The sequence below is a fragment of the Clostridium tetani genome, from assembly GCF_900167265.1.
Lineage (GTDB): Bacteria > Bacillota > Clostridia > Clostridiales > Clostridiaceae > Clostridium_G > Clostridium_G tetani.
In genome coordinates this window covers 1-26592 of record NZ_FUWT01000012.1, presented here as the reverse complement: position 1 = coordinate 26592, position 26592 = coordinate 1, and the positions used below count along the sequence as shown (strand labels likewise).

The window sequence follows — 26592 nt, the reverse complement described above, 5'->3', positions numbered from 1 at the left end:
ATTAGCCGGCTAAATAATGGAGGTATATATGGATATAGAAAACAGTTTAATTACGAATCATTTAAGAGTTTGTGGTAGAACTTTTAAGGGGTTAGAAGAAGAATTAAATAAGATAGGTCTTTATAGGGGTCAACCTGCCTTACTATTTATTCTTTCTAAAAGTGATGGACTTACTCAAAAAGAATTATGTAGTAGACTACACATAGCACCAGCAACCATAACAAAAATGGTAAAAAGGCTTGAATCATCTGATTTCGTAGAAAGAAAAAGTGATGAAAAAGATTTAAGAGTGAACAGGATATACTTAACTTCTAAAGCTTATGAAGTAATGGACACTATAAAAATAGTTTATAAAGACTTTGAAGAAAGTTGCTTTGAAGGACTTTCAAAAGAAGAAAGAGAGATTTTTGATAATATTTTGGCAAAAATAAATAATAATTTAAAAAGAAAGGAAATGAGATAATATGGCATCCTTTAAAAGAATATTTGCATATTTAAAGCCATATAAATTTCTAGCTATTATGGGACCGCTTTTTATGGTTTTAGAGGTGGCTATGGATTTATATCAGCCAAGGCTTATGCAAAATATTATAGATATAGGTATAGCAAACAGAGATTTAAGCTATGTACTTAAAATAGGTTCCCTTATGATATTAATTGCTTTTTTAGGTCTTTTTGGTGGTGTTATGTGTATAATACTTTCCACAAAAGCAGGAGTGAATCTATCCACAGATATTAGAAGGGATTTATATAAAAAAATACAAAAGTTTTCAGGTCAAAATATAGATAAATTTCAAAGTGGTAAATTAATAACTATATTAACTAATGATGTAAACAGCATACAAATGGCAGTAATGATGATGCTTAGAATAGTTGTAAGAGCACCTCTTTTATTTATAGGAAGTATAGTAATGGTATTCATAAGTGCTTATGAATTATCGCCAATACTTTTAGGAGTTATTCCACTAATTCTTATAGTTATAATACTTCTGGGAAAAAGAGTAGGTGGTTTATTTAAAAGAGTTCAAGAAGCTTTAGATAGAGTAAATACATCCATACAGGAAAATTTATCTGGCATAAGGGTTGTAAAAGCCTTTGTAAGAGAAGATTATGAAATAAAAAAATTTGAAAAAGTAAACGAAAATTTAACTCTAACTAACATAGATGCAATGAAATTAATATCTATTTTAATTCCAATAGTAAGTTTGATTATTAACGCAGCTATGATAGCAGCACTATGGATTGGTGCAGTTAATGTAAGCAAAGGAACTATTCAAATAGGTCAAATTATGGCATTTTTAAACTATCTTATTCAAATTCTAATATCTTTGATGATGATAGCTATGATATTTGTTCACATAACTAGAGCTGTTCCTTCTATGGAAAGAACAATAGAAGTATTAGATACAGAAATAACTATAAAAGATAATCCAAACTCCAAAGAACTTGATAATATTAAAGGAGAATTAGAATTTAAAAATGTATCTTATAGTTATAATGAAGATGACTTAGTTCTTAAAAATATTAACTTTAAAATAGAAAGCGGAAGTAAAGTGGGCATAATAGGTTCCACAGGAAGCGGTAAATCTACTTTAGTAAAACTTATAGGAAGACTTTACGATGTAAGTAGTGGAGAAATATTAATAGATGGAGTGGATGTTAGAGATATAAAACTTCCTTCTCTAAGAAAATCTATAGGAATGGTACCCCAAAAGGCATTATTGTTTTCTGGAACTATAGAAGAAAATATTAAATATGGTAAAGAAAATGCAAAGTTAGATGAAATGAAAAAGGCAGCTAAGGCTGCTTGTGCTATGGAATTTATAGATAAATTTGAGGATGGATTTAACTATGAATTAACTCAAAAAGCTACAAATTTATCAGGAGGACAAAAACAAAGGTTATCTATAACAAGAGCATTAGTAAGGCATCCATCTATTTTAATATTAGATGATTCTACCAGTGCAGTAGATGCCCAATCTGAAAGAATTATAAAGAAAGCATTGGAAGATGAATTTAGCGAAACTACTACATTTATAATTGCTTCAAAAATATCTTCTATAATTAATTCTAATGTAATACTTGTATTAGATGATGGCGAATTAGTAGGGCAGGGAACCCATGAAGAATTATTAAATAATTGTGATGTATATAAAGAAATTTACCTTTCTCAAGGTGGAAAGGAGGAGGAAAATGTCTAAAAGAAAAAACGCCTTTAGATCTGTAAAAAAAGCCAAAGATACTAAAGGAACAGTTAAAAGAATTTGGCAATATTTAAAAAAAGAAAACAAAAAGGCTTTATGGACAGTAGTTTTCTTGGTATTAGTAACATCTGTATTAGGAATATTAGGCCCCTATTTTATAGGTGTTGCCATTGACAAATATATAGCAGTTAAAAATTTAAAGGGAACTATATATATTATAGCTATATTAGCTATAATATATATTTTAACATCTATATTTACATGGATTCAAACCTATATAATGGTTATAGTATCTCAAAGAACTATAAAAGACATAAGAGGAGAATTATTTTCAAAGCTACAAAAGTTATCCTTAAAATTCTTTGATAATAATGCTCATGGAGATATTATGAGCCGTGCTACTAATGATATTGATAATTTAAATAATGCCTTAACTCAAGGTGTAGTAGAAATACTTACAGGTATTATAACTATAGTAGGAGTTATAATAGCAATGTTTCTTTTAAATCCAATTATGGCTCTATCCACACTTATAATAATACCTATTATGTTTTTCATAACTAAGTATTTGGGAAAACTAACTAAGAAGTCTTTTGTAGAAAGACAACAAATCTTAGGTGATTTAAATGGGTTAATAGAAGAAACTATTGGAGGACAGGATATAATAGCTTTATTCAATAGGGAAGAATATGTATTTAATAAATTTGAAGAGAAAAATAATATGTTAAAAGGAAAGACAACTAAAGCAGAAATATTATCTGGTGCAATGCGTCCTATTATGAATTTTATAAACAATTTAGGTTTTGCATTGGTAGTAGCTATAGGAGGAATTTTAACACTAAAGGGTATGGCAACTATAGGTATAATTGCAAGTTTTGTAAACTATTCAAGACAGTTTTCAAGACCCTTAAATCAATTAGCTAGTTTATATAATACAATACAATCAGCTATAGCTGGAGGAGAAAGAGTTTTTGAAATTATAGATGAAGTTCCAGATATAGAAGATAAAGATAGTGCAATTGAAATAGAAAGTTTAAAAGGAGAAGTGGATTTTATAAATGTAAATTTTGAATATAAAGAAGATACTCCTATATTAAAAAACATAAACTTTCAGTGTAATTCAGGAGAAACTATAGCCTTAGTTGGACCAACGGGCTCAGGTAAAACTACTATAATAAATCTATTAACAAGATTTTATGATATAAATAATGGAGATATAAAAATAGACAATTTAGACATAAAAGAATACAATATAAAATCTTTAAGAAATAGAGTTGGAGTAGTTCTTCAAGATACTTATTTATTTTCTGGAACTATAAAGGATAATATTAGATATGGAAGGTTAGATGCTACAGATGAGGAAATAATAGAAGCGGCTAAACTTGCCAATGCTCATTCCTTTATAAAGCATTTACCAAAGAAATATGATACTATTGTTACATCACAGGGTGAAAATCTAAGTCATGGTCAAAGACAGCTTTTATCTATAGCTAGAGTAATACTTTCTAATCCAGATATACTAATTCTTGATGAAGCAACAAGTAATATAGATACTAGAACAGAACTTCAAATACAAAAAGGATTAAAAAATCTTATGAAAGGTAGAACCAGTTTTGTAATAGCTCATAGATTAAAAACCATAGAAGAAGCGGATAAAATATTGGTTATAAAAAATGGTGAGATTATAGAAAGAGGAAGTCATGAAACTCTAATGCAAGACCAAGGATTTTATCATAATTTGTATGTTTCACAGTTTAAAATTTAAAAATATATGAAATAAGAAAACAGCTTAATATAAATTAAGACTGTTTTCTTATTTTTTTCTTATAAAATAGATAAGAATATTTACAGTACATATAATGTAACCTATTATTATAAATGTGTATTATATAACAAGGGGGTGCATGTATGAGAGAAAATGGAGCTTTTGCCCATATAATAAATATATTTAAGGATATAAAATATGGTTTTTTTAGATTAATAAAATATCAAATAGGTACGAAAATACTACTAAGTATAATAATATTACCTATATTTAATTTCTTGATAAATATACTAATACATAAGAGCGATAGATTCCCTTTAGTAAATGGTGAAATAATAAAATTTGGACTTTCAAAAGAAGGAGCTATAACACTTTTTATGTTGTTTATATTAGCTTATATTATAATACTAAGTGAAATAGGTGGATTAATAATAATAAGTAATCAATTATATTTAAGAAAAGAAGAAAGTAGTTATGCAGATATTTTTAAATATTGCTTTAAAAGATTTTATAAAATATTTGGAGTGGGAAGTATCTTTATTTTAATTCAATTTTTTTTATTTGTGCCATTACTAGATATAGGAATCAATAGTAGTTTCACATCCTTTGTGAAAATTCCAGACTTTATAGAGGATTACATATATAGTGATAATATTCTCATTGTATTTCAATATATATTAATGATGATAATGATATATTTTGCTTTAAGGTGGATATTTTCTCTACACATTATAATATTAGAAAATAAGTCTGCAACAAAGGCTTTAAAAGAAAGTGGTCAACTGGTTAAAAGAAATCTTAAAGAATTTATAAAAAGATATGTAACATTTTCTATATTAAATGGTATTTTATATTTTATAATACTTGTATTATGGATGAGTTTAGTAGCAAATATATCTAAAAATATAAGTTATGGATCTTACTCAGGAAAATTTATTTTAGGTGGTATAGTATTTTTTCATCAAATGGGAGCAGTGTTACTTTCTTTTATATACATACCTATACAGGTTCAATTTACTACAAGAATGTATTATAAATTTGCATATATAAATGAAAATAAAACTATACCTAGTTTAAACCTTAAGATAAAAGAAAAAGATAGTTTGCTAGATAAAATATTTAAAAATAAAAAAATGTTCATAGAGATATTCACAATTATATTTTTATTTTCAACTTTATTAATAGGAATGATTACAAGTGAAATAATTGAACAAAAATATACAGTAGAAGTAACTGCACATAGGGGAAATACTAAAGAAGCTCCTGAAAATACTATTTCATCTGTAAAAAAGGCAATAGAGGCTAAATCAGACTATGCAGAAATAGATGTAAAAGAAACTAAAGACGGAGAAATTATAGTATTTCATGATAATAACTTAAAAAGAATGGCAAAATTAAATAAAAATGTATGGGAAATGAATTATGAAGATATAAAAAATATAGATATAGGAATGCATTTTCATAAGAAGTTTAAAGGAGAGAAAATACCTCTCCTGCAAGAGGTTATAGATGTATCCAAAGATAAAATAAAATTAAATATAGAGATAAAGGGAGATATTTACTCTAAAAATTTAGTGAAAAAAGTAGTAAAAATAATAGAAGATAATGATATAATAAATAATTGTGTTGTAACTTCATTGGAATATAGCGATATAAAAAAGGTAAAAGAACTAAATCCTAAAATAAAAACAGGATATATAATGTATATAGTAAAAGGAGATTTGACCAACATAAAGTCAGACTTTTACAGTATGGAAGAATCTATAATAAGTAGTAATCTTGTAAATGAAATTCATGCTAATGGTAAAGAAATACACGTTTGGACAGTAAACCATAATTGGAAAATGGAAAGATTAATAAACATGGGAGTAGATAATATAATAACCGATGAAGTAGAAGCATTAAGAGATACCTTAAAAATGAGAGAAGAAAGATCACCCTATGAAAAATTCATGGAAATTCTTACAAGTTATTAGGGGGATAGAGTAGGAGGAACATTATGCCTAGAATATGGGGAAAGCTCATGAAAGATAATAGAATGGTTGACGAAGAAGTAGTAGCTTATAATTCTGAAAAGGACTATGAAAAAAATCTAGAAATTTGTATAAAAGAAATATGTAATAGGTTAGATATATCTAACCCTTACTGGCTACCTATAAATCATGAAGAATTTGAAAAAATGACTAAAACAACTTTTAATAAAGATAATTTCATGGAAGATATACAATTTGATAAATTTATAATAGAAGAATTAGATAAAAAGGAAGAGTAGATAAGGGAGGACACTTTATAATGACTGATATTTTATTAAAGTTGACCTCAATGTTTAAGTCTATAAGTTTAAAATTTAAGTATGTAGGAACATTTCCTAAATTTCTAGTATCAATTATGCTTTTGATTATGTTTTATATTATTTATAGGTTTATATATAAATCTATAGAAAAAGCTAATCTAAGCTCTGAAAAAACTATAAAATTAAAAAAACAAATATCTTTTATGAATAAGATTATTTTCTTGATTTTTCTAATTCCTATATGGGTATATGAATCTAGAGATATATTAACTTTCTTAGGATTATTTTCAGCAGGTATGGCATTTGCCTTTAAGGATTTAGTGTCAAATTTCTTAGGATGGGTTATAATTAATTCTCATAAACCTTTTAAAATTGGAGATAGAATAAAAATAGGAAATAATATTGGTGATGTGGTAGAGATAGATTGGTTTTATACTACCATAATAGAAGTAACTGAAACTAATAAAATATATGGACAAAGTACTGGGAGATTTGTTTATATACCAAATATAAAACTTATTACTACAGAAGTAATAAATGAAACAGGAGATTTTCCATTTACTTGGAATGAAATAGAAATAAATATAACACTTAAAAGTAATTGGGAAAAGACTAAAGATATAATAAATAAAGTAGCAAATTCTGTATTAGGAGATATAGAAGGTGAGGTAAAAGAATCATTAGATATAGCCTGCAAAAAGCACCCTATATATTATCAAAATTTATCACATACTATATATACTTCTATGATAGATGGAAAGATTATTTTAACATTAAGATTTATGTGTAAAATTAGAAGCTTTAGAAATACAGAACATAAGATAATAGAAGGCATTTTAAGAGAAATAGGAAAAGAGAAAGATATAGAATTAATTTAAATATATTTTATTAGAACAAAGGAGGAATACAATGTTTAAAGATGTAGTAGAGGAATTTAAAAAGTTTGCCATAAAAGGAAATGCAATTGATTTGGCAGTAGGTGTAGTTATAGGGGGAGCTTTTGGTAAGATAGTAACTTCTTTGGTACAAGATATAATAATGCCTGCAGTAGGATTATTGTTGGGAAAAGTTAATTTTAAAACATTAAGTTTAACAGTAACATCTATAGATGGTTCTGAAATAGTATTAAAATATGGACAATTTATTCAATCAGTAGTTGATTTTATAATAATATCTTTTTCTATATTCTTATTTGTAAAACTTATAAATTCTTTTAAGAAAAAAGAAGAAGAGAAGCCTAAAGTAGAAGAACCATCTAAGGAAGAAAAATTACTTGCTGAAATAAGAGATATTTTAAAAGAAAGTAAATAAATTAAAAGCTTTTAGAAACTATTTTAAATAGTTTCTTTTTTTATGTTTTTATGTTTTTATGTATTGACAAAGTTGGAAATAAGTAATAATATAATATATGAAAGTGATAATCAATATCAATTACCAGGAGGGATATACATGAAAAATATATCTGTTATTTATTGGAGTGGAACAGGAAATACAGAAGCTATGGCAGAGGCATTAGCAGAAGGAGCAAAAGCTGCAGGTGGACAAGTTAAACTTGTAAGTGTAGATGAGGTTTCAGAAGATGATGTTAAGAATGCTGATGCAGTAGCATTAGGTTGTCCATCAATGGGAGACGAGGTTTTAGAAGAAGGATCTATGGAACCTTTTATAGAACAGACTTCCAACTTATATAAAGGAAAAAATGTAGCCCTTTTTGGATCCTATGGATGGGGTAGTGGACAATGGATGGAAGATTGGCAAGCTAGAATGGAAGGCTATGGAGCGAATTTAGTGGAAGATGGGCTTATTATAAATTATACTCCAGATGATGAAGGATTAGAAAAATGTAAACAATTAGGAGAAAGTTTAGTAAAAGCATAACGTTATAGATAGTATATAGAATTTGTAATTAAAGGGAGGATGAGAACTTGTATAAAAACATAATAAGAGGATATTTTGAAAAAGCTAACAATTTTAGTGATGAAGAATATTTATTTTCAACAATAGCTATTTCTTCAGGGCCTACATTGGCGGGAGAAAAACCATCCTCCCTTGTAACATTAAAAAATAGTAATAGAAATTTAATGGACTGTTGGTATAATGTAAGAGATAAAGTTAAAGAAAGTTTTAATATAGATTACATAGAATTAAATGAAGAAGAAGACTTTGTAACTGTATTAATTTACAATAAGGGTATTTTAGAAAAAATATTGAAAAATGATAGAGAAAGAGCTTTTCTAAAAAGATTTGGATACGAGGGAGATATGGAATTAGATGAAATTTTAAAACATCTAAAGTCTAGATTTAAAAGAAGTTGTCCTCATGAAGTTGGAATTTTCTTAGGATATCCTATAGCAGATGTAGCTATGTTTGTACATTGTCCTAATAAATCTTGTCTTAAGGTAGGGTATTGGAAAGTATATCATAATTTAGAAGAAGCAGAATGTGTGTTTCAAAAATATGATAATATAAAAACTAACATAATAAAACTTATAAGACAGGGAATAAATCCCTCAGAACTAATGCAACATAGAGTTCATTTCAATTTTAATATATAAAGAAACTGTTTCAAAATAATTTTTTAATTATTTTGAAACAGTTTCTTTATTTTTACATTGAATTTTATATAAGAGACTAAATAGGATGTAATTTTAAGTAGAATCTTGGAGAATATATAAAAGAGAAAAGAAAAAATATTAAAGGAGAGATATTTTTATGGAAGTCAATAAATTAATAGAGGAATTAGTAGAAGTTATAAAAGACAGAAAGAATGACATAATATTCTCTTATTTATTTGAAGAAGAATCGGATAAAATATTAAAAAAAATAGGCGAGAAAAGCTCAGAGGTTATAATTGCTTGTAAAAATGCATCAAAAGAAGAGCAAGTACATGAAATATCTGATTTAATATATAATCTAATGGTTCTTATGATGAAACAGAATATAGAAATTGAAAATGTAATAGAAGAACTAGGAAAAAGAAGAAATATGACTTTAAATAAAAAATCTACAAAATCCGTATATCCAAGTATTCACTAAAAGAATTTAAATAGAGTAACATAAACTTATAGATGACATATATTATTAATATATAAAATACATTAAGAAGAACGTAGATAAAAGATAAAATGGGAAACTTAATATAAACTAAGGGACTGGAAAATTAGAATTATTAAAAATTCCAGTCCCTTTCAATTTAAAATTGTTTCTTATTAATTCTCATCAGAAGGGGGATTTAATCTTTTATATTCTTGAAAATGAACCTTTTTGCCAGATATAAGCTTAATTCCTATAATTATTAAAATTAGAGACATAAGCACATCTTTTATAGTTTGTATAATTCTCCAATCTAAATAAACACTTAGTATAGGGAATAATGCTCCATTAATTAATCCAATAATACCTGCAAAAATTAAGAAATATCCTAAATATTTAAGTTCAAAATTAATTAAAGAAAAATATTTAATTTCATCTACAAAAGTGTCACTATGATTAAATGCCTTTCTTACATCGAAAAAGCTATAAAACCATACTATAGGTAAAAGAATAAGAAACATATCTGTCCTTAAAAAATTACCTAAAAATAATAACGAAAAAAATAAAAGCATAATTTGTATTCCTTTTTTCTGAAATCCTAAATACATATGGGCAGCTCCAGGAATAAAGGAAAAAATAAAAGTTAAAAATTTGTTACTTCTCATTTACTATCACCTCTTTAATACTATTGTATTGTAAAATTCTTAATGAAATATTGTATAGAATATTAATAATTCCTTAAGTTTCATTTTAATATATCCTTTGATATAATAATTATTACATCATTATTAATAATGAGGGTGGGTTGAGGGGATATGAGAAAGGTAAGAAAAAATGAAAAAAATAATTGAAAAAATATTTTACTTAACAAAATATAAAACCACAGTTAGGGGAGAGTTATTGGCTGGATTAACAGGATTTTTTTCTGTTGTTTATATTATAGCTGTTAATTCATCGATACTTTCTGACGCGGGTATAGCCCTAGAAGCAGGAATTATAGCCACTATATTGGCATCCTTCTTAGGTTGTATGATAATGGGTTTTTTAGGCAATGCACCTATTATGATGGTACCAGGTATGGGAGTAAATGCTCTATTTTCCTATACTATTATAAAATCTATGGGGCTTTCTGTAACAGAAGCTTTAACAGCAGTGTTTATAGCAGGTATAATATTCTCAGCAATAACCTTTACTAAACTTGGGGATATTATAACAAAGTCTATTTCACACTCATTAAAAGAAGCTATAACAGTAGGAATAGGAATATTTATAACCTTCATAGGATTTCAAAAGGGTGGAATAATAGTGGCACATCAAAGTAACTTTGTAACTTTAGCAGACTTAAAAAATCCATTAGTATTAGCGACCCTTATAAATCTAGCTATAACATTATTTCTATTCATAAAAGATATAAAAGGAAATTTTTTAATAAGTATAATTTTAGGTACAGGAGTTTCCTATTTACTGGGGTTAGTGGATTTATACTCAATAAGCTTTGGGGGAGTAAGTTTTAAAGGTTATGAAAATGTGTTTTTTAAATTAGATTTTGGGGGACTAACATCTATAAGCTTTTGGACAGCAGTATTTTCATTGGTATTAGTATTAGTTTTTGAAAATTTAGGACTTCTTAATGGATATGTAAATATTATGCTTAAACAACCAGAAAAATTTAAAAACTCTTTTAAATCCACAGCCTTATCTTCAATTACTTGTGGCATTTTAGGAACTAGTCCCACTATAGCTACTGTGGAAAGTGCAGCGGCTATTGCAGCTGGAGGAAAAACAGGTTTAACTTCTATATTTACAGGAATCTTATTTATTTTTTCAATATTTTTCCTTCCACTTATAAAAGTTATTCCAAATTCAGCTGTAGCACCAATACTTATAATTATAGGAAGTTTAATGATTAAAAATGTTTTAAATATAAACTTTAAAGACTATACAGAAGGATTTCCAGCCTTTTTAATTATAACTATGATTCCATTAACTTATAGCATAGTAGATGGTATGGCATTTGGTTTTATAGCATATCCTATTGCTAAATTAGCTGCAAATAAAAAAGAAGATGTTTCTTTACCAATGTATATAATATCAATTATATTTTTAATTAATTTCATACTTAGTGTTTGACAGCACATAATAATATTGTATAATAATAACTCCTTGTCATTGAACCAATCCTTCGATTGGTTTCCATTCTTGTAATGGAATCATAATATAATAAACTTCATTATCAAGCCCTGAGATGATAGTTGCCAGCTCTCCATCTTGGGGTAAGGTCATTTTTTCATTACAATCAATAGAATCACCTCCTTTATTTAACTTGTATAAACTACCATCTTTTAAGTTTACATAAAAGTTGCAATCGCCTTTAAAGTTTGTAGTTTGCAATACATCTAATATCTCTAATGACGTATTAACAGATAGCCATTTGTTAATATCAGTATCTAGTAATGCCACTGAATTGGAATTATAGGTTACAAGATGTTTACCATTAAATTTAAATCCTAATATATTATTTAATGGAGTGTAAAAGCTTGCCCAAGAAGTACCTTTTCTTTGAAATAGGCCTTCATCTGATAGAACTATTACAGCATTATTAGCTCCTAAACCTATCATTCGAGATTTACTTGGTACATCTATAGTACTCCAGCTTATTCCACAATTATTAGATATCATAGCTTTTTTATCTGTCAATATTGCTATTTTATTTTTAAATATTTTCACGTCTAAAATTTCATCTGAAATATTAACAAGTTTTGTCCACGTTTTTCCTTTATGTGTTACCGCCATCCTCAGTTAAACTTAAAATAGGAAGAACATTGGAGTTGTCAGTGTTTTCATATCCCCATACACCAATAGTTCCATTCTTATCAGAGTAGGATGCTCCTGTTAGTATTGTTGTTTGGCTTTGAAATATTGGTAATTGAGAATTATTTCTGAATAGTCCTCCTCCAGTAGATATTTTATGTATGGCTGATACTATATCACCTGTAGTGGAATTTATATTTATTCTAGAAAAGTTTCCATCTTTATCGTTTCCAACTACAGTTAAGATTATCTTACCATCTATTTTTGCTAGTACAAAATTATAGCCTCTAGCCCATGACAGACCAGGCTTAAGATTATACTCTAATATAGCTTTCTTGACAGCATCTGTACTATCAACTTTAAGCTGTGTTAAATCAATTAAATCATTTTCATCTAAAGGATTTTTTGAAGTATTATAATTTACTACTTGTCCATCATGTATAGTAATAATAAATTGTTTATTTGCTTTAGGTACATTAAAAATAAAATTCCAATAACGCCTTTTACCATCTAGTCCACAACTAGTATTGCTATCAGGCTCATCGACACTTGTAATAAAATACAATTTTGAGTTTGAATCTAGGGTGGTGATCTTAACTAGAGCTACATTATAAGCATCTTTTAAAGTTAGAGCTTTAATTTGTTCATGTTTATTTGATACACATTTATTCTTATGTCCATAAATTTTAAATGTTACAGATATCACACTTATTAAAATCACTAAAGTAATTAGTGTTTTTTTATTCATTATAAATCCCTCACATTATATATTTTTATGACGTAACAAGTTATTAATAATATTCATATTACTTTAAATGGTATGGATATTTTAATATAACATTTTGTAATACTCAATTGTTAATTGTTGAGTATTATTTGCAAAATAGGTATAGTTTCGTCAATTTATATGTAACAAGTAATAATCAATTGTAGTTGATGAAACTTCTTATACGTTTTAAGGTACATAATGTTAAAATGCAGTGCTATTATATAGCCTAATGATATCCATCAGATAGCTGTTGTATATTTATTACTCCGAAATATGCTTATAATTTATAATTTTAGTTTCTAATGGACTAGTACTTATAGTGATAGTTTCTATACCACGGGGAGGATTATGTGCCCCAGTAAAAGTTTCTACTTGAATGGTTATATAATATTTCATTACCTCCTTATTGGGTTTTGTGATACTTAAAATTTTTGCATCAGTTAAATCAAACTGCTTAGGTGATTCATAATAATCAGTAATCGCTTGAGTTATATATGGATACAATAATACAAGCATAGAATCTTTATACATACTTTCTTGTATTTTTTCATTAGAAATATTTTTATTTATTCGTTTTGCTGCATAAACACTATTTGTTTGAACTAATAAAAATATAAATAAAGTAACTAGTATAGTTTTTTTCTTCATAAATATAGCACTTCCTTTATAATAAAACTATAATCTTAGTTTCTCTTATTCTGATATTATATATTCCTATTTGATTAATTTAACTATAAAAAACTTAAATTAATATTAAAATAACTAGAGAATAAAAACTATTCTCTAGTTATTTTGGATGGGGTGTTATAGATAATGTAGCATTCCATTTTTTATTAGAAAACAAAATAAAGCAGTAACAAAACAAAAACCTAATAATATAAATATAAATAATATACTTATCCAATCTAATTTACAGCTTATTTTGCCCATAATATATAATTTATTGGAAAGTAAAACTTCGCATCCTAAAATTATAAGTATAATAGGCCACCAATTTAAAGCTTTTATTAAAATGTCTTCATTGCCATAAATATTAAAAATTATGAAAGTAATTCCTGAAATTATAAGAGACATTCCTAAGGTTAAAGAACCAATTCTCCATTCACGCATTTCCATTTTAAAATCTCCTTGTCTTTGTTTTGTTATATACATTATAAGAATTAAATCTTAAGTAAAAATTACATATTATATTAAGAATTTCTTAAATTTAGGAGAAACATTTTAGAATATATGATAAAATATATAAGAACATAAGTTTGGTTAAAATGTAAAGGAGTATGTAAATTGGATAGAATTATTATGCATATAGATTTAGATGCTTTTTTTGCATCAGTTGAACAAAGGGATAACCCTAAATTAAGAGGAAAACCAGTTATAGTTGGTGGAACCAGTGGTAGAGGAGTTGTAGCAACGGCTTCCTATGAAGCTAGAAAATATGGTGTTCATTCTGCTATGCCTGTTTTTATGGCTAGAGAAAAATGTCCTAATGGTATATATGTACCTTCAAGACATGACAGATATAGAGAGGTATCTAAGAATATATTTAAAATATTTTATGAAATAACTCCAATTGTAGAACCTGTATCCATAGATGAAGCTTATTTAGATATAACAAATTGCGGTAGGGAACCTTTAGAGATAGTAAAATATATAAAAAAAGAAATATGGAAAAGAGAAGGATTAACTGCATCTATGGGGATTTCCTATAACAAATTTTTAGCTAAATTAGCTTCTGATTGGAATAAACCAAATGGAGTTAAGATAATAAAAAAAGATATGATTCCAAATATATTATTGCCTTTACCAATAAATAAAGTGCATGGAATGGGAAAAAAATCAGTAGAAAAAATGAACAATATAGGTATCTTTAAAATTGAAGATATGTATAAGCTACCTTTAGATCTTTTTATAGAGTATTTTGGTAAATTTGGATTAGAAATATATGAAAGAATAAGGGGATTTGATAACAGGGAAGTTCAAGTTGGAAGAGAAAGAAAATCCATAGGAAATGAAACAACCCTAAGAAAAGATACTAAAGATACAGAAGAAATTAAAAAATATTTATATACTTTTTCCAAAAGCATATCAGAAGGGTTAAAGAAAAATCATATGTGGGGAAAAACAGTAACAGTAAAAATAAAAAATTATAAGTTTGAAACCACAACTAAAAGTAAAACTTTGAAAGATTATATTAATGAAGAAGAAAAAATATATATTGAAGCATGTAAAATACTTGATAGCATAAATATAAAAGAACCTTTAAGACTTATAGGTCTTACATTGTCTAATCTCTCAGAGAGTAAAATTGAACAATTAACAATAGATCAATTTATATCAATTTAATTAAAGGGTTTTACATACCCTTTAATTAAAAATTTTCTTGCTGAGAGTAAATTTGTTTAAAATATTCATTTTGTACCTCATTATCTATTAATTGAAGATTATATTCCCTTATAATTTCTGTAAGTAAGTTTCCATACATATGATTACCGTCTTTATCCTTTTTGGTACTATAACCAGCCTTTGTTATAGAATCGGCTTGCTCTATATAAGTTTTAGAGTTGAATACTCCATTTTCCCTATATCGTCTATTATCCTTTAAGAATTTAGCATAGTCTTTTAGAGAATTTCCCTTTGAATCATAGGATCTAAAAACATCTATTATGGTATCATCATAGTTTTCTGAAGTTTCCATTTTAACAGTTTTACCTTTCCAAGACTTTGTTGCTTTTATTCCAAATAAATTATTATAATTTGAAGATAATTTGGATTTACCCCAATCAGACTCCAAAATAGCTTGTCCTATAACTATAGAGGGCAGAATATCGTATTCTTTATATATGGATTTAGCCTCTGGAGTAAGAGCATTTATAAAAATCTCTTTTTCTTCAGAAACTTTTACTATATATTTATCTTTTAATAAATCTAAATTTTTATAGACTTTTTTCTTTTCTTTTTCTTTAAAAGAGAGATTATTCATAACTTCTTCTAAAGGAACTAATTTATAGATAGAACCTTTAAATTTAGTGGAGTGAGTATTTTTATCTACAAATTTTTTAGCTAAATTTAAAACCTCTTCTTCTGAAGCATTAGAAAAATTATTTTTTAAATAAACTCCATGTAAAGCCGCAACTTCTTTCCAATTTATTTGAAGACCTATATCTTTGCTAATTTTGTCTGAAGAATTTATATAGACTTTAGAAGAAGAATTGGATATAAATTCTTTGTTATTTATACTTTTAAAAAAAGTAAATAAAGCCAATAATATAAATAGAAGAATAGTAACTTTAAATAGTTTATAAATTTTTCTCATAGTATCACAATTCCTTTTAAATCTTTTATTTTACAAATATCCATACTATATTTTAGTATATTTACTGGTGCATATATTTAATTATAACATTAAATTCTTATTAAAATATTAAGAAATCTAAAATTAAATGAAAATTAGTAACATAAGTTACAGAGGTTAAAGGAAAAATATACTATACTAAAATCATAGATTATCACTTTCAAGAGGTAAATTGAATTTTATTTAAAACTGGAGGGAATTATCATGAAAAAGGATTTAATTAAAAACATAGAATTTGCAAAGATTTTTAACTTAGAAGAACTAGTGGAATATCAAGATGGTCAAGTAATAAGTAGAACTCTTTCACAAGGAAAAGGTTCTAGCGTAACTCTCTTTTCCTTTGATAAGGGAGAGGAAATAAGTTCTCATTCTTCTGAGGGAGATGCAATGGTTTATGTAATAGATGGGGAAACAGAAATAACTGTTGGAGATGAAAAGTTTAATGTAAAAAAAGGTGAAACTATAGTAATGCCATCAGGTATACCTCATGCTCTATATGCTACAGAAAAGTTTAAAATGCTTCTTATAGTAATATTTGAGCAATAAAAATAAAGAACCCCAGTGCTAAAAATTCAGCACTGGGGTCTTACTATATAGAATTAGATTTTAATTTTTTAATTATATCTAATATTTCCTGAGAAGATAAATAAGGATTTAAATTTTTCAAAAAACTATATATAGCAGCATCTGATAATATAAGGGGATTTAAATCGGAAACTTTCTGATTACTTTTAATATCATATCTACTAAGAAGCTTAGTCCAGGCGTTATTTTCTGCAAAAGCTAATCTTTTGTATAAAGCTATAGCTCTACCTAAATCTGTGGAAATAAATTTTATAGAAATAGTTTTATTAAAAGAACTATTATAAATACATAAAGAGGAAATCAATGAATTTATTTCTTCTATATAATTTGAACAAGGTTTAGGCACACCAGTTTTTAATAATTTATTTACTTTTTTTGTATCATATATATTATTTTGAATAAAGTATTCTCCCATAAAATTAAAATTTTCTTTTATTTTATTAAGTTCTTTCCAATTTAATTTATAAGAAATAAGTGGAGATTTTAAATAATCCATTAGATCTTTACACAGATTGTCAATATTAGTGTTTTGGGTATTATTATCTAAGAATTCCACTATATTATTTAAAGGTATACCAAAAAGAGGACCATTTTCCCAGTAAGTTATTACCCTTTTACATCCATTATTTTTACAAAATCCAAGTTCATAAATTATCTCTGTTAAATTCATATTACACATATCTAATATTAATATGTCTATATGCTCTTTTAAATCTTCTCCTATTAAATTCATAACTTTACACATTTCAGGTATACCCATAGTGTAGAAGTTTCCCAAGGTTAAATCTGTAATACCACCTATATAGGATAATCCATGTCCGGATATGAGTAAGGCATAGTTTTCAGCGGGGAAGTTTTCCATACCCCATTTTATAAAATCATATAAATTAAGAGGATGAGCCATATTGGCAATGGCTCTATCCGCAACTAATATATTTTCAGAACCCTTCAATGCATATCGTCTAACTCCATTCCAACTTTGATTTTGGTACAAAAGTTTAGAGGGATTTATTAATGAAACTAAACTACTTTTAGCTCTACCTATTTCTGTAACTACATTTATATTATTTATATCTTTAAGATGTGTAAGAGTAGAAAAGTTATTGTATATTTCAGGCTCTATTTCGTTATTTCCATTACTATAAATTAAAAGGGTCCATTTTTTTTTATTTTTAGTCATTCTCTACTATATCCATATCTTTTAAGTCTGAAAAATCTATACCACGGGTAGGTTGTTCCTGACAAGTAGGACCTATTATAGTTCTTATATCGCAACCGTCAGTTTGATCACTACCACCTTTAATGGATGCTCTAATTTCACCTGCTTGGAAACATCCTGCTAATACGAAGTTAAATTCACCTGCAGCAGCCGGAGCAACCTCCTCATCACTTAATTCGTCCCATTTTATTACTCTTACGTTTTCACCAGGTAAGAATAAACAAGAGGCATTTGCATTTGGTGGATTAAATATTTCTACATCTATATCATCTGCATTTTCTACAGGAACTTCTACACCATTTTTAGAAACTCTTAATACCTCAAGGTCTGGACAAAGCTCTAGATCCCAGTGACTAATTTCTGCACCTGAAGTATCTCCTGTTTTAGTAATAACATAAACCCAAGTTTGTTCAGTGCCAGCAGCATTACACTGTGGGAAACCATCTTTTAATTCAAGACTATAATTTAAATTTGCCATTTATATCACCTCCTATACTTTTATACTATGGGATATTTTGTAGAAAGGTGACAAATTTTAAGTTTAATTTTGTTATATAAATTACTGATCTTAATTTCATAGAATAAAGTAGTTTATGAAAATTTTATATAATTTTGTAACTTTTAAAGAGAATACTCCATATAATAAATTAAGCACTAAAAGTTGAGGGGGGTAATGATGATTAATAATAGAGGATATTGTAATTTTATATGTGGTCAAGGAGAGGTAAAGGTTAAACCTTGTGACATGTGTGCTAATATACATGTAAATATAGATGCTCCATTGCCCCTGCCAGTTAAATGTACTATTAATATAGAGCCTATACTCATAATAATAATCTTATTAATAATTCTTAAAAAATCTTGTTGTAGTGAAGACTGTTGTTAATCTTTACTACAATATCAAACTTTAAAAATAAAAACGTGGGGTGTGATTTATAAATGAAAAAGAAAATTCAGATAGATGAATTAACTGTAAGACAACAAACTTGTGATCCAATAGATGCAGAACCTTGTGAGCCGGTTAATATAGATTCTTGTACTACTTGTACAAAAATAGATCTTGGAGATGTAGACCCAACAAATCCTGGATTATTAATAGATGTTTCTGCAACTATCAGAAATTTATGTCCTAATAGACCTGTTTCAGTAGCGGCTGTATTATGTGAAAGAGTAGCAAATCAAGATATAGTTAGAGCAGTTCAAGTTCTTGAGGATGAAGCAGAGTGTCCAACAGGTCAACAATGTTTCTGTGCAGATTTAGATGTAAACTTCACTTTTGCAATTGCACAAGCATGTGATCCACAAGGAGATGACAGAGTATTTAAAGCAAGAATTATTACACATTATTTGAATCCAGAATGTTGTCAATGTAATTGTCCAGAAAATGATTAATAAAGTATAACATGGAGGTTGTCCGAAAGGACACCTCTTTTTTAATGCACAGCATTATTTAGTTCCTAGCTTTACTCTGAAAAAATCTTAATTTAAATATATATTTAGGGTATAATTAATACAATAAAGATAATTTAAATGGTTAAATGATAGTTTGGTAGGTGGTATTATGTTACAAAATAACTTAAAAGAAGTTATAGATATTTTAGATAATAATATAGAGAAGTTGGTTGAGGATTATGGAATTAAATTATTATATATATTTGGTTCCTATGCAAAGGGTAAAAATAATAAAAATTATAATCCTATGGATAAATTAAGCTTAAAATGTATACATGGATATGGAACCATTTAGAAGAACTCAAATGAAATATATTAATGAATGGATTGAAAAAAATTCTAGGGGTGATAATTAAAATGACAAGAAATGTATTAAAAAATAATTTAGATGACTTTGCTAAATTTATGAACTATATAAACAAATGGATTAAAGATAAAAACTATTGAATAAGACAAGTTTACATGGTATAATGTTATTTTGGAAAACAAAAATATATAGATTAGTGATGAAGCGAACCACTTTGAAAAACTTCTAGGGGTTTGCTTTTAATTTTCAGATATATTTTAGGAGAAAGGAGAGATTTTATTGGAAAACACATTGAAAGGAAAAGTTAACAATAGTGAATTTTATAAGGTTTTAGGTAGACTAGCCCTACCAATAATAATTCAAAATTTCATAACAGCTTTTTTAAATATGGTAGATACAGTTATGGTTGGAAAATTGGGAGAAGTTGAAATAGCATCTGTAGGTGTAGCAAACCAATATTTCTTTTTCTTTAACCTTCTCGCACTTGGAATATCTAGTGGTGGAGGAATATTTATCTCTCAGTTTTGGGGAAAAAGAGATGAAAAGAACATAAGAAAAATATTAGGAGTAAATGTTATAGCAGGTGTTACAATATCATTGTTAATGACTTTAATAGCTTTATTAATGCCAGAAACTATAATATCTTTATTTAATAAAGATCCTCAAGTTATACACTTTGGAGCAAAGTATTTAAAAACTATAGCTATAAGCTATATACTTACTGCTATAACTTTAGCATATAGTATATCATTAAGATGTATTGGAGAAGCCATAATACCAATGGCTATAAGCGGAATTGCATTAATAACTAACATATTCTTTAACTATGGATTAATATTTGGTAATTTTGGATTACCAGCATTAGGAGTTAAGGGAGCGGCTTTAGCCACTGTAATTGCCAGATTAGTGGAATGTGTAGCACTTTTAATATATGTATACAGTAAAAAAGGTGTTTTAGCAGCATCCATAAAAGAAATGACAGATATAAATATGAAATTTATAAATAAAATATATAGAACTATAGCTAGCGTACTATTTAATGAAGCTTGTTGGGGACTAGCCATGGTTATGTATGCAGCTATATATGGAAGGATAGGTACAAAGGCAATTGCATCAATACAAATATGTACTACAGTACAAAATTTATTTATGGTAGTAACATTAGGAGTAGCAAATGCTTCAGCAGTTATGATAGGAAATAAAATAGGCGAAGGAAAAGAAGAAGAAGGAAAGGAATATGCTAAAAAGTTTACCAAAATGGGTATAATACTTGGGATAATATTAGGTGTTTCCATGGCAATAAGTGCACCATTTATACTAAATTTATTTAATGTATCACAAGAAGTAATGAGATCCTCTTTACTTATACTATATATAACCTCCATCATAATGGTAATGAGAGTATTTAATGCTGTTATGATAGTAGGAGTTCTAAGAGGTGGAGGAGACGCAAAATATGCATTAATCTCAGAAGCGGTAACTATGTGGCTTGTAGGACTTCCTTTAACTTTAATAGCAGCTTTTATAATAAAATTACCTGTTTATGTAGTAGCTGGTATGGCAGGCATAGAGGAATTTGGAAAGTTTATATTAAGTTATAAGAGAGTTAAATCAAATAAATGGATAAAAAACGTAATTTATAATCTATAAATTTTGTTTTGTAGGCTCGTTTGCTTCGCTAAACATCGCTGTTTTAGTTAAGAACTACTTAATATATAAATCAGATAATTAAAATTTTTTCGTAATGATAGTGAAGAAAAAATAACCACAATTATTCAATATTCAATATTCATTAAATAAAGGGCTAGTTTAGCACAGCTAAACATTGAATTTATTAAAATAATAAATAATGAATAAAATAAAAGTGATAGGTAATAATTAGGATAAGTAATTATTGCCTATCACTTTTATTTAGAAAGGAGTCTTAAATTTGGAACATGATATTTTATCAATTAAAAGTAAAGAATTTGCACTAAAAATAATAAGACTATGTAAAATAGCCACAAAAGAAAAGAAAGAATATATTATATCAAAACAACTTCTAAAAAGTGGCACTAGTATAGGTGCAAATATTAGGGAAGCAAAATTTGCTGAAAGTAAAAAAGATTTCGCCTCTAAAATGAGCATCGCACTCAAAGAAACAAGTGAAACATTATACTGGATAGAATTATTAACTGAATCAGATTATATTACGCCATTTGAAAGTAAAGATATTAAACAAGATTGTTTAGAACTTCTAAAAATACTACAATCAACAGTTAAAACAAGCAAAAAAGCTAATTAAATAGCTGTAATATTAAGTGGAATTTTCAGCCACTAAGCAAAGCATGCGATGTTAAGCAAAGTATGTGATGCTAAGCAAAGTATGTGATGCTAAGCAAAGTATGTGATGCTAAGCAAAGTATGCGATGTTAAGCAAAGCTTAACGAGCCCAAAAAACGAAATTAAAATTTTTCAGAGCACAGCGAAGAAAAATATCCACAATTGTTCATTATTCATTATTAGTTGTTCATTGTTATTAACTTTAGTAAAAGTGTCAAACACTTTTACTAAAGTTAATAACCTGCCCTCTTTCTCTTATTAATGCTATTTCAGAAGGTATTGCTTCATTTATGTCTTCCATTTTTTCTATAAAATCTTTAACTATGTAAGTATTTTCCCAATAGTGCATAGGAATAAATAATTTAGGTTTTATTTTATTTATAAAGTAATTACCACCCAAATAGAAAAATTCTTCTAATCTATAATCCACAGGGAAGAAAGCTATATCCACATTATCCACAGAATTATGTAGTTTATTTATAATAGATTTAAATTTAAGTTCCATATCTGATTGCTCCTCCATAGGGTCATTTTTCCAATGCCACCAATTTAAATCTCCAGCATGGAAGATATTTATACCATCTGCTTCAACATAATAAGAAACCCCAATATCCGTAGAACCAAAGGCTTTAACCCTAACACCATCTATATTAAGTTCTCTATTTTCATAGGCTATTAAGTGATTTTTATTATAGTTTTCTAAAAAAATATCACTACTTAAAATATATTTTATATTTTTATTATATTCTTCCCATTGTAGTATTAATGGATTAAAGTGATCGTGATGACTATGAGAAGAAAAAACTAAAACTTTTTTCCTATCTTCCAAATCTTTCTTAGAAATTACACCATTTTCAATAGATCTTTCTTCTCCTTTAGGAGTATCAATATAATAATCAAATATTAAAAAGTGATTTTCCGTTTCCACTGCAAAACCATCATGATAAAGATAATGAATTTTAACTTTATTGCTCATTTTAAAACCGCCTCTTTCTATATATTTAAAAATTGTCTCTATTTATTTACTGTTAATTATTCATTGCTATATATAATATACCATAATTTAATATAGATGAATAAAATTTATATATTGGTCAATAATGTAAATGATTAAATTAAAATTAGGGGAGAAGAAATATGAGAATAGGTATACCAAAAGGACTTTTATATTACAAATATTATCCTTTTTATATGAATTTTTTTAAAAATTTAGGATTTGAAGTCATTACTTCGCCAGATACCAATGAAAAAATTTTAAACGATGGCATTAAAACCTGTGTAGATGAGAGTTGTCTTCCTGTAAAGGTATTTCATGGTCATTGTTCTTATTTAAAAGATAAATGTGATCTACTTTTTGTGCCAAGAATTATGCAAATCAATAAGGATGAATACATTTGTCCGAAATTTTGTGGATTAGTAGAAATGGTAGCAAATAGTATAGATGATATACCTCCTATTATAAGCGAGCCCATTTACGCTTATGGAGAAAAAGAATTAAAAAAATGGGCTATTAAAACAGGAAACATTTTAGGAATAAATAGAATGGTTACAAATAATGCTTTTAAAAAAGCACTAAAGGCTCAAAAACATTACATGGCAGGGATAAATAATGAAAATTTTTCTAGAAAAATAGCATTAATAGGGCATCCTTACAATATATTTGATAATTATATAAATATGAATATAACAGAAAAATTAAATAAATTAGGTATAGGGGTTATTACAGAGGAGTATTTAGGGCAAAATCATATAAATCAAGAAGTAGAAAGATTATACAAAAAGCCATTTTGGACTTTTGTGAGAAATTCCTATGGTTTTGCTTCTTATATGACAAAAAATAAAATGATAGATGGTATAGTTTACATATCCTCCTTTGGATGTGGTGTAGACTCTGTTATTTTGGAGCTTATAAAGAATGAAGATGAAGAAGTTCCTATACTTGAAATTAAATTAGATGAACAAAGAGGAGAAGCTGGTATAGATACAAGACTAGAAGCTTTTTCTGACATGTTACAAATATCTTAGTTTAATAGAGAAAGGGATGGATAAAATTGAATATAACTTTTCCACACTTGGGGAATACTTGCTTTGCAATTAAAGCTCTTCTTGATGATTTAGACATAGAATATATAATGCCTCCATTTACTAATAAAGAAATACTACAAATAGGTTCTAAACATTCACCAGAGGAAATGTGTCTACCCTATAAATTAATATTAGGTTCCTATATAAAAGCCATAGAAGAGGGAGCAGATACTCTGGTGCTACCAGGAAGCTGTGGGCCATGTAGATTTGGAGAATATGGAGAACTTCAAAAAAATGCATTAGAAAAGTTAGGTTATAAAGTAGAGCTTATACTATTAGATAAACCTGCAGCCATTGGAAAAAATGAATTTATGAATAGGATAAACAAGATAAATAAACAAAGTAAAGTAAATCCACTATTAAAGATAAAAGCGATAAAGCTTGCCCAGGAAATAATAAATTTAATGGATAGCATAGAAGGGGATTTAAGATTTTTAGCAGGTTATGAGAAGAAAAAAGGACAATGTAGAAAACTTCTAGAAACTTGTAGAAAAGAAGCTTTAGAGTGTAGGGGAACTGAGCAAACAGTAAAAGTCTTAAAAAAATATAAAAAGGAGATAAAAAATATAGAGTTAGATAAAAATAAAGATCCTATAAAAGTAGCAATTATAGGAGAAATATATACTATATTAGAACCATTTTCTAATTTATATATGGAAGATAAACTTATGGATATGGGAGTGAGTACTTTAAAATCTCTAACTCCTAGTTGGTGGATAAAGAATTCATTATTATCTGTAATCAAATTGAATTCTTTAGACATGAGGCTTGCTTCGAGAAAATATCTTCCCTATTACGTAGGAGGACATTGTAGAGAAAGTGTAGGAGATGCAGTTTTATTTAAGAGAAAAGACTTCCATGGTGCTATACAAATATTTCCTATGGGTTGCATGCCAGAAATAGTTTGTAAGGCAATACTTCCTACTATATCTAAAGAAGAGGATTTTCCTATAATGTCTTTAGTAGTAGATGAATTAACGGGAGAATCAGGTTTTGACACAAGATTGGAAGCTTTTGTAGATTTATTAGAAAGGAGAAAATTTAAAAATGTATCATATGGGAGTTGACGTAGGTTCTGTTAGTACAGATATAGTCATTTTAGATGAAAATAATAACTTAGTAGAAGGTCTTTATTTAAAAACCATGGGAAATCCTATACAAATATTAGGAGAAGGTTTTAAGAAATTAGGAGAAAAATATAGAGATGAAGAAATATCATCCATTGGTATTACAGGAAGTGGTAGAAAATTTGCTTCCTTTTTTATAGGAGGAGATGCTGTTAAAAATGAAATAACAGCTCATGCAGTAGCTTCTTTAGAATTGGATCCAAAAGTTAGAACTATAATAGAAATAGGAGGACAGGATTCTAAAATAATAACCTTACAAAATGGAATTATAAATGACTTTGCTATGAATACAGTATGTGCAGCAGGTACAGGTTCATTTTTGGATAGGCAAGCAGAAAGAATGGGGATTTCCATAGAAGATCTGGGAAGTTTAGCCTTAAAGGGAAAAGGTGATGTAAGAATTGCTGGTAGATGTGCTGTATTTGCCGAATCTGATATGATACATAAACAGCAAATAGGATGTAGTAGAGAAGATATTTTAAGGGGACTTTGTAAGGCTTTAGTTAGAAACTATTTAAGTAATGTAGCAAAGGGAAAAGAAATAAAAGAAAAAATATTTTTCCAAGGTGGAGTTGCTTCCAATAAAGGCATAAAAAGAGCCTTTGAAGAAACATTAGGTTGTGAAATATATGTACCTGAAAATCATAAATTGATGGGAGCTATAGGAGCATCTCATTTAGGAAAAAGTGAAGCTTTAAAAAATAGAAATACAGAATTTAAAGGCTTTAACTTTTGGAAAAGTAATTTTAAAACAGAAACACACAACTGTGATGGCTGTGGAAACTGCTGTGAAGTAATAAAAATATTGAGTTCCGGAAAAGTTGTAGGCTTTTTTGGAGATAGATGTAGCAAGTGGAGTAATCAAATTATGACAAAGGCAATCTAAAAAATCTAGGCTATTGAAGAATACTAAAATGTACCCTTTGTCAAGGACAGTTTAAAAAAAGACTAGGCGGTACTAAGAAGATGATTTCTGTATTTTACAGGAGTCATCTTTTTTAAATTCCATTGACCTCTATAATTATTATAATAATCCATATATTCATCAATTTCTTCCAAGAGTTCAGCAAATGTATTACAATTTTTAATATTTGTTTCATCCTTAAGATGTCCAAAGAATGACTCCTGTGGAGCATTATCCCAGCAGTTACCTCGTCTAGACATAGATTGTTTTATATTATATTTTTTAAGCAATTTCTGAAATATGGGACTAGTGTAATGTGCCCCTTGATCTGAATGAATAAATGAATCTGACGATATTAAATAGT

The 26592-nt window shown here is 27.4% G+C and carries 31 protein-coding genes; 21 read left to right on the top strand and 10 right to left on the bottom strand.

What is annotated here, in order from left to right:
- Positions 1-28: 28 nt before the first annotated feature.
- The 10 genes from B5D21_RS09740 to hisE all read left to right on the top strand — a co-directional run bounded on the left by B5D21_RS09740 (position 29) and on the right by hisE (position 9298).
- The gene (locus B5D21_RS09740; protein ID WP_052040428.1) at positions 29-463 is read left to right on the top strand and encodes a MarR family winged helix-turn-helix transcriptional regulator; all 435 of its coding nucleotides are present in this window, start codon (positions 29-31) and stop codon (positions 461-463) included.
- A gap of 1 nt (position 464) precedes the next feature.
- Entirely contained in the window at positions 465-2201 is a 1737-nt protein-coding gene (locus B5D21_RS09735; RefSeq protein WP_011098730.1) for an ABC transporter ATP-binding protein, read from the top strand.
- Positions 2194-3969 carry an ABC transporter ATP-binding protein gene (locus B5D21_RS09730; protein WP_035111057.1) on the top strand — a complete coding sequence of 592 codons (1776 nt, stop codon included), beginning with the start codon at positions 2194-2196 and terminating at the stop codon, positions 3967-3969. Before B5D21_RS09735 ends, B5D21_RS09730 begins: the two co-directional genes overlap by 8 nt.
- Before the next feature lie 143 nt (positions 3970-4112).
- Positions 4113-5945, top strand: coding sequence for a glycerophosphodiester phosphodiesterase (locus B5D21_RS09725; RefSeq protein WP_011098732.1), 1833 nt, complete (start codon positions 4113-4115; stop codon positions 5943-5945).
- Positions 5946-5968: 23 nt separating this feature from the next.
- A complete protein-coding gene (locus B5D21_RS09720; RefSeq protein WP_023437270.1) occupies positions 5969-6241 on the top strand; it encodes a hypothetical protein in 273 nt (90 codons plus the stop codon).
- 20 nt (positions 6242-6261) lie between these two features.
- The gene (locus tag B5D21_RS09715; protein WP_011098733.1) at positions 6262-7140 is read left to right on the top strand and encodes a mechanosensitive ion channel family protein; all 879 of its coding nucleotides are present in this window, start codon (positions 6262-6264) and stop codon (positions 7138-7140) included.
- 31 nt (positions 7141-7171) lie between these two features.
- Positions 7172-7573 carry a large-conductance mechanosensitive channel protein MscL gene (gene mscL / locus B5D21_RS09710; RefSeq protein WP_011098734.1) on the top strand — a complete coding sequence of 134 codons (402 nt, stop codon included), beginning with the start codon at positions 7172-7174 and terminating at the stop codon, positions 7571-7573.
- A 138-nt stretch (positions 7574-7711) separates the two neighbouring features.
- Entirely contained in the window at positions 7712-8140 is a 429-nt protein-coding gene (locus B5D21_RS09705; RefSeq protein WP_035124511.1) for a flavodoxin, read from the top strand.
- Positions 8141-8187: 47 nt separating this feature from the next.
- Positions 8188-8817 (top strand): DUF3793 family protein, encoded by a 630-nt coding sequence (locus tag B5D21_RS09700; protein WP_011098736.1) that lies wholly within the window; start codon positions 8188-8190, stop codon positions 8815-8817.
- Positions 8818-8974: 157 nt separating this feature from the next.
- Positions 8975-9298 (top strand): phosphoribosyl-ATP diphosphatase, encoded by a 324-nt coding sequence (gene hisE, locus B5D21_RS09695; protein ID WP_011098737.1) that lies wholly within the window; start codon positions 8975-8977, stop codon positions 9296-9298.
- Between the two features lie 173 nt (positions 9299-9471).
- Here the strand turns inward: hisE and B5D21_RS09690 are convergent, their stop codons facing one another.
- Complete coding sequence (locus B5D21_RS09690) at positions 9472-9960, bottom strand: hypothetical protein (protein ID WP_011098738.1); 489 nt, start codon at positions 9958-9960, stop codon at positions 9472-9474.
- Positions 9961-10129: 169 nt separating this feature from the next.
- Here B5D21_RS09690 and B5D21_RS09685 point away from each other — a divergent pair, with 169 nt between their 5' ends.
- Positions 10130-11425, top strand: coding sequence for an NCS2 family permease (locus tag B5D21_RS09685; RefSeq protein WP_011098739.1), 1296 nt, complete (start codon positions 10130-10132; stop codon positions 11423-11425).
- Positions 11426-11461: 36 nt separating this feature from the next.
- On the opposite strand, the gene B5D21_RS09680 is transcribed toward B5D21_RS09685, so the two are convergent.
- The 4 genes from B5D21_RS09680 to B5D21_RS09665 all read right to left on the bottom strand — a co-directional run bounded on the left by B5D21_RS09680 (position 11462) and on the right by B5D21_RS09665 (position 13991).
- Entirely contained in the window at positions 11462-12088 is a 627-nt protein-coding gene (locus tag B5D21_RS09680) for a hypothetical protein (protein ID WP_011098740.1), read from the bottom strand.
- Complete coding sequence (locus tag B5D21_RS09675; RefSeq protein WP_011098741.1) at positions 12072-12854, bottom strand: hypothetical protein; 783 nt, start codon at positions 12852-12854, stop codon at positions 12072-12074. Before B5D21_RS09675 ends, B5D21_RS09680 begins: the two co-directional genes overlap by 17 nt.
- 282 nt (positions 12855-13136) lie before the next feature.
- Positions 13137-13523 (bottom strand): DUF3888 domain-containing protein, encoded by a 387-nt coding sequence (locus B5D21_RS09670; RefSeq protein ID WP_052042363.1) that lies wholly within the window; start codon positions 13521-13523, stop codon positions 13137-13139.
- Positions 13524-13679: 156 nt separating this feature from the next.
- Positions 13680-13991, bottom strand: coding sequence for a hypothetical protein (locus tag B5D21_RS09665; protein ID WP_035111065.1), 312 nt, complete (start codon positions 13989-13991; stop codon positions 13680-13682).
- Positions 13992-14159: 168 nt separating this feature from the next.
- On the opposite strand from B5D21_RS09665, the gene B5D21_RS09660 reads away from it, so the two are divergent.
- Positions 14160-15218, top strand: a complete 1059-nt coding sequence (locus B5D21_RS09660) for a DNA polymerase IV (RefSeq protein WP_011098742.1) — start codon at positions 14160-14162, stop codon at positions 15216-15218.
- 25 nt (positions 15219-15243) lie between these two features.
- Here the strand turns inward: B5D21_RS09660 and B5D21_RS09655 are convergent, their stop codons facing one another.
- Positions 15244-16188 (bottom strand): glycoside hydrolase family 73 protein, encoded by a 945-nt coding sequence (locus B5D21_RS09655; RefSeq protein ID WP_011098743.1) that lies wholly within the window; start codon positions 16186-16188, stop codon positions 15244-15246.
- A gap of 240 nt (positions 16189-16428) precedes the next feature.
- Here B5D21_RS09655 and B5D21_RS09650 point away from each other — a divergent pair, with 240 nt between their 5' ends.
- Entirely contained in the window at positions 16429-16773 is a 345-nt protein-coding gene (locus B5D21_RS09650) for a cupin domain-containing protein (RefSeq protein WP_171816077.1), read from the top strand.
- Positions 16774-16816: 43 nt separating this feature from the next.
- Here B5D21_RS09650 and B5D21_RS09645 read toward each other — a convergent pair whose 3' ends face one another.
- Positions 16817-17992, bottom strand: a complete 1176-nt coding sequence (locus tag B5D21_RS09645) for a clostripain-related cysteine peptidase (RefSeq protein ID WP_011098745.1) — start codon at positions 17990-17992, stop codon at positions 16817-16819.
- Positions 17985-18509 carry a hypothetical protein gene (locus B5D21_RS09640; RefSeq protein WP_011098746.1) on the bottom strand — a complete coding sequence of 175 codons (525 nt, stop codon included), beginning with the start codon at positions 18507-18509 and terminating at the stop codon, positions 17985-17987. The genes B5D21_RS09645 and B5D21_RS09640 overlap by 8 nt, the downstream gene beginning before the upstream one ends.
- Before the next feature lie 198 nt (positions 18510-18707).
- Here B5D21_RS09640 and B5D21_RS09635 point away from each other — a divergent pair, with 198 nt between their 5' ends.
- From B5D21_RS09635 to B5D21_RS09615, 5 genes are all read left to right on the top strand, one after another.
- Complete coding sequence (locus B5D21_RS09635) at positions 18708-18917, top strand: hypothetical protein (RefSeq protein ID WP_035124514.1); 210 nt, start codon at positions 18708-18710, stop codon at positions 18915-18917.
- Positions 18918-18970: 53 nt separating this feature from the next.
- Positions 18971-19423, top strand: coding sequence for a hypothetical protein (locus tag B5D21_RS09630; protein ID WP_011098747.1), 453 nt, complete (start codon positions 18971-18973; stop codon positions 19421-19423).
- Between the two features lie 169 nt (positions 19424-19592).
- Positions 19593-19778 carry a nucleotidyltransferase family protein gene (locus tag B5D21_RS09625; protein ID WP_023437292.1) on the top strand — a complete coding sequence of 62 codons (186 nt, stop codon included), beginning with the start codon at positions 19593-19595 and terminating at the stop codon, positions 19776-19778.
- Between the two features lie 291 nt (positions 19779-20069).
- Positions 20070-21440 (top strand): MATE family efflux transporter, encoded by a 1371-nt coding sequence (locus B5D21_RS09620; protein WP_011098748.1) that lies wholly within the window; start codon positions 20070-20072, stop codon positions 21438-21440.
- 280 nt (positions 21441-21720) lie between these two features.
- Positions 21721-22074, top strand: a complete 354-nt coding sequence (locus tag B5D21_RS09615) for a four helix bundle protein (RefSeq protein ID WP_011098749.1) — start codon at positions 21721-21723, stop codon at positions 22072-22074.
- A 252-nt stretch (positions 22075-22326) separates the two neighbouring features.
- Here B5D21_RS09615 and B5D21_RS09610 read toward each other — a convergent pair whose 3' ends face one another.
- Complete coding sequence (locus B5D21_RS09610) at positions 22327-23088, bottom strand: MBL fold metallo-hydrolase (protein WP_011098750.1); 762 nt, start codon at positions 23086-23088, stop codon at positions 22327-22329.
- A gap of 161 nt (positions 23089-23249) precedes the next feature.
- On the opposite strand from B5D21_RS09610, the gene B5D21_RS09605 reads away from it, so the two are divergent.
- From B5D21_RS09605 to B5D21_RS09595, 3 genes are read left to right on the top strand one after another with little or no spacing between them, the layout of a single operon-like run.
- Positions 23250-24137, top strand: a complete 888-nt coding sequence (locus B5D21_RS09605) for an acyl-CoA dehydratase activase-related protein (protein ID WP_011098751.1) — start codon at positions 23250-23252, stop codon at positions 24135-24137.
- A gap of 26 nt (positions 24138-24163) precedes the next feature.
- Positions 24164-25264 carry a 2-hydroxyglutaryl-CoA dehydratase gene (locus B5D21_RS09600; protein ID WP_011098752.1) on the top strand — a complete coding sequence of 367 codons (1101 nt, stop codon included), beginning with the start codon at positions 24164-24166 and terminating at the stop codon, positions 25262-25264.
- Positions 25245-26210 carry an acyl-CoA dehydratase activase gene (locus B5D21_RS09595; RefSeq protein WP_011098753.1) on the top strand — a complete coding sequence of 322 codons (966 nt, stop codon included), beginning with the start codon at positions 25245-25247 and terminating at the stop codon, positions 26208-26210. The genes B5D21_RS09600 and B5D21_RS09595 overlap by 20 nt, the downstream gene beginning before the upstream one ends.
- 62 nt (positions 26211-26272) lie before the next feature.
- Here B5D21_RS09595 and B5D21_RS09590 read toward each other — a convergent pair.
- The coding region (locus tag B5D21_RS09590; protein ID WP_143323998.1) for an IS3 family transposase at positions 26273-26592 on the bottom strand (320 nt) is incomplete at its 5' end.

What these genes read in the sequence shown, in the direction of transcription:
- B5D21_RS09625 (WP_023437292.1), top strand. Translation starts at nt 19,593, where the DNA reads ATGTTACAAAATAACTTAAAAGAAGTTATAGATATTTTAGATAATAAT.
- B5D21_RS09665 (WP_035111065.1), bottom strand. Translation starts at nt 13,991, where the DNA reads ATGGAAATGCGTGAATGGAGAATTGGTTCTTTAACCTTAGGAATGTCT.
- B5D21_RS09730 (WP_035111057.1), top strand. Translation starts at nt 2,194, where the DNA reads ATGTCTAAAAGAAAAAACGCCTTTAGATCTGTAAAAAAAGCCAAAGAT.
- B5D21_RS09725 (WP_011098732.1), top strand. Translation starts at nt 4,113, where the DNA reads ATGAGAGAAAATGGAGCTTTTGCCCATATAATAAATATATTTAAGGAT.
- B5D21_RS09630 (WP_011098747.1), top strand. Translation starts at nt 18,971, where the DNA reads ATGAAAAAGAAAATTCAGATAGATGAATTAACTGTAAGACAACAAACT.
- B5D21_RS09690 (WP_011098738.1), bottom strand. Translation starts at nt 9,960, where the DNA reads ATGAGAAGTAACAAATTTTTAACTTTTATTTTTTCCTTTATTCCTGGA.
- mscL (WP_011098734.1), top strand. Translation starts at nt 7,172, where the DNA reads ATGTTTAAAGATGTAGTAGAGGAATTTAAAAAGTTTGCCATAAAAGGA.
- B5D21_RS09715 (WP_011098733.1), top strand. Translation starts at nt 6,262, where the DNA reads ATGACTGATATTTTATTAAAGTTGACCTCAATGTTTAAGTCTATAAGT.
- B5D21_RS09675 (WP_011098741.1), bottom strand. Translation starts at nt 12,854, where the DNA reads ATGAATAAAAAAACACTAATTACTTTAGTGATTTTAATAAGTGTGATA.
- B5D21_RS09705 (WP_035124511.1), top strand. Translation starts at nt 7,712, where the DNA reads ATGAAAAATATATCTGTTATTTATTGGAGTGGAACAGGAAATACAGAA.
- B5D21_RS09685 (WP_011098739.1), top strand. Translation starts at nt 10,130, where the DNA reads ATGAAAAAAATAATTGAAAAAATATTTTACTTAACAAAATATAAAACC.
- B5D21_RS09680 (WP_011098740.1), bottom strand. Translation starts at nt 12,088, where the DNA reads ATGGCGGTAACACATAAAGGAAAAACGTGGACAAAACTTGTTAATATT.
- B5D21_RS09645 (WP_011098745.1), bottom strand. Translation starts at nt 17,992, where the DNA reads ATGACTAAAAATAAAAAAAAATGGACCCTTTTAATTTATAGTAATGGA.
- B5D21_RS09595 (WP_011098753.1), top strand. Translation starts at nt 25,245, where the DNA reads ATGTATCATATGGGAGTTGACGTAGGTTCTGTTAGTACAGATATAGTC.
- B5D21_RS09610 (WP_011098750.1), bottom strand. Translation starts at nt 23,088, where the DNA reads ATGAGCAATAAAGTTAAAATTCATTATCTTTATCATGATGGTTTTGCA.
- B5D21_RS09605 (WP_011098751.1), top strand. Translation starts at nt 23,250, where the DNA reads ATGAGAATAGGTATACCAAAAGGACTTTTATATTACAAATATTATCCT.
- B5D21_RS09655 (WP_011098743.1), bottom strand. Translation starts at nt 16,188, where the DNA reads ATGAGAAAAATTTATAAACTATTTAAAGTTACTATTCTTCTATTTATA.
- B5D21_RS09670 (WP_052042363.1), bottom strand. Translation starts at nt 13,523, where the DNA reads ATGAAGAAAAAAACTATACTAGTTACTTTATTTATATTTTTATTAGTT.
- B5D21_RS09740 (WP_052040428.1), top strand. Translation starts at nt 29, where the DNA reads ATGGATATAGAAAACAGTTTAATTACGAATCATTTAAGAGTTTGTGGT.
- hisE (WP_011098737.1), top strand. Translation starts at nt 8,975, where the DNA reads ATGGAAGTCAATAAATTAATAGAGGAATTAGTAGAAGTTATAAAAGAC.
- B5D21_RS09720 (WP_023437270.1), top strand. Translation starts at nt 5,969, where the DNA reads ATGCCTAGAATATGGGGAAAGCTCATGAAAGATAATAGAATGGTTGAC.
- B5D21_RS09735 (WP_011098730.1), top strand. Translation starts at nt 465, where the DNA reads ATGGCATCCTTTAAAAGAATATTTGCATATTTAAAGCCATATAAATTT.
- B5D21_RS09640 (WP_011098746.1), bottom strand. Translation starts at nt 18,509, where the DNA reads ATGGCAAATTTAAATTATAGTCTTGAATTAAAAGATGGTTTCCCACAG.
- B5D21_RS09635 (WP_035124514.1), top strand. Translation starts at nt 18,708, where the DNA reads ATGATTAATAATAGAGGATATTGTAATTTTATATGTGGTCAAGGAGAG.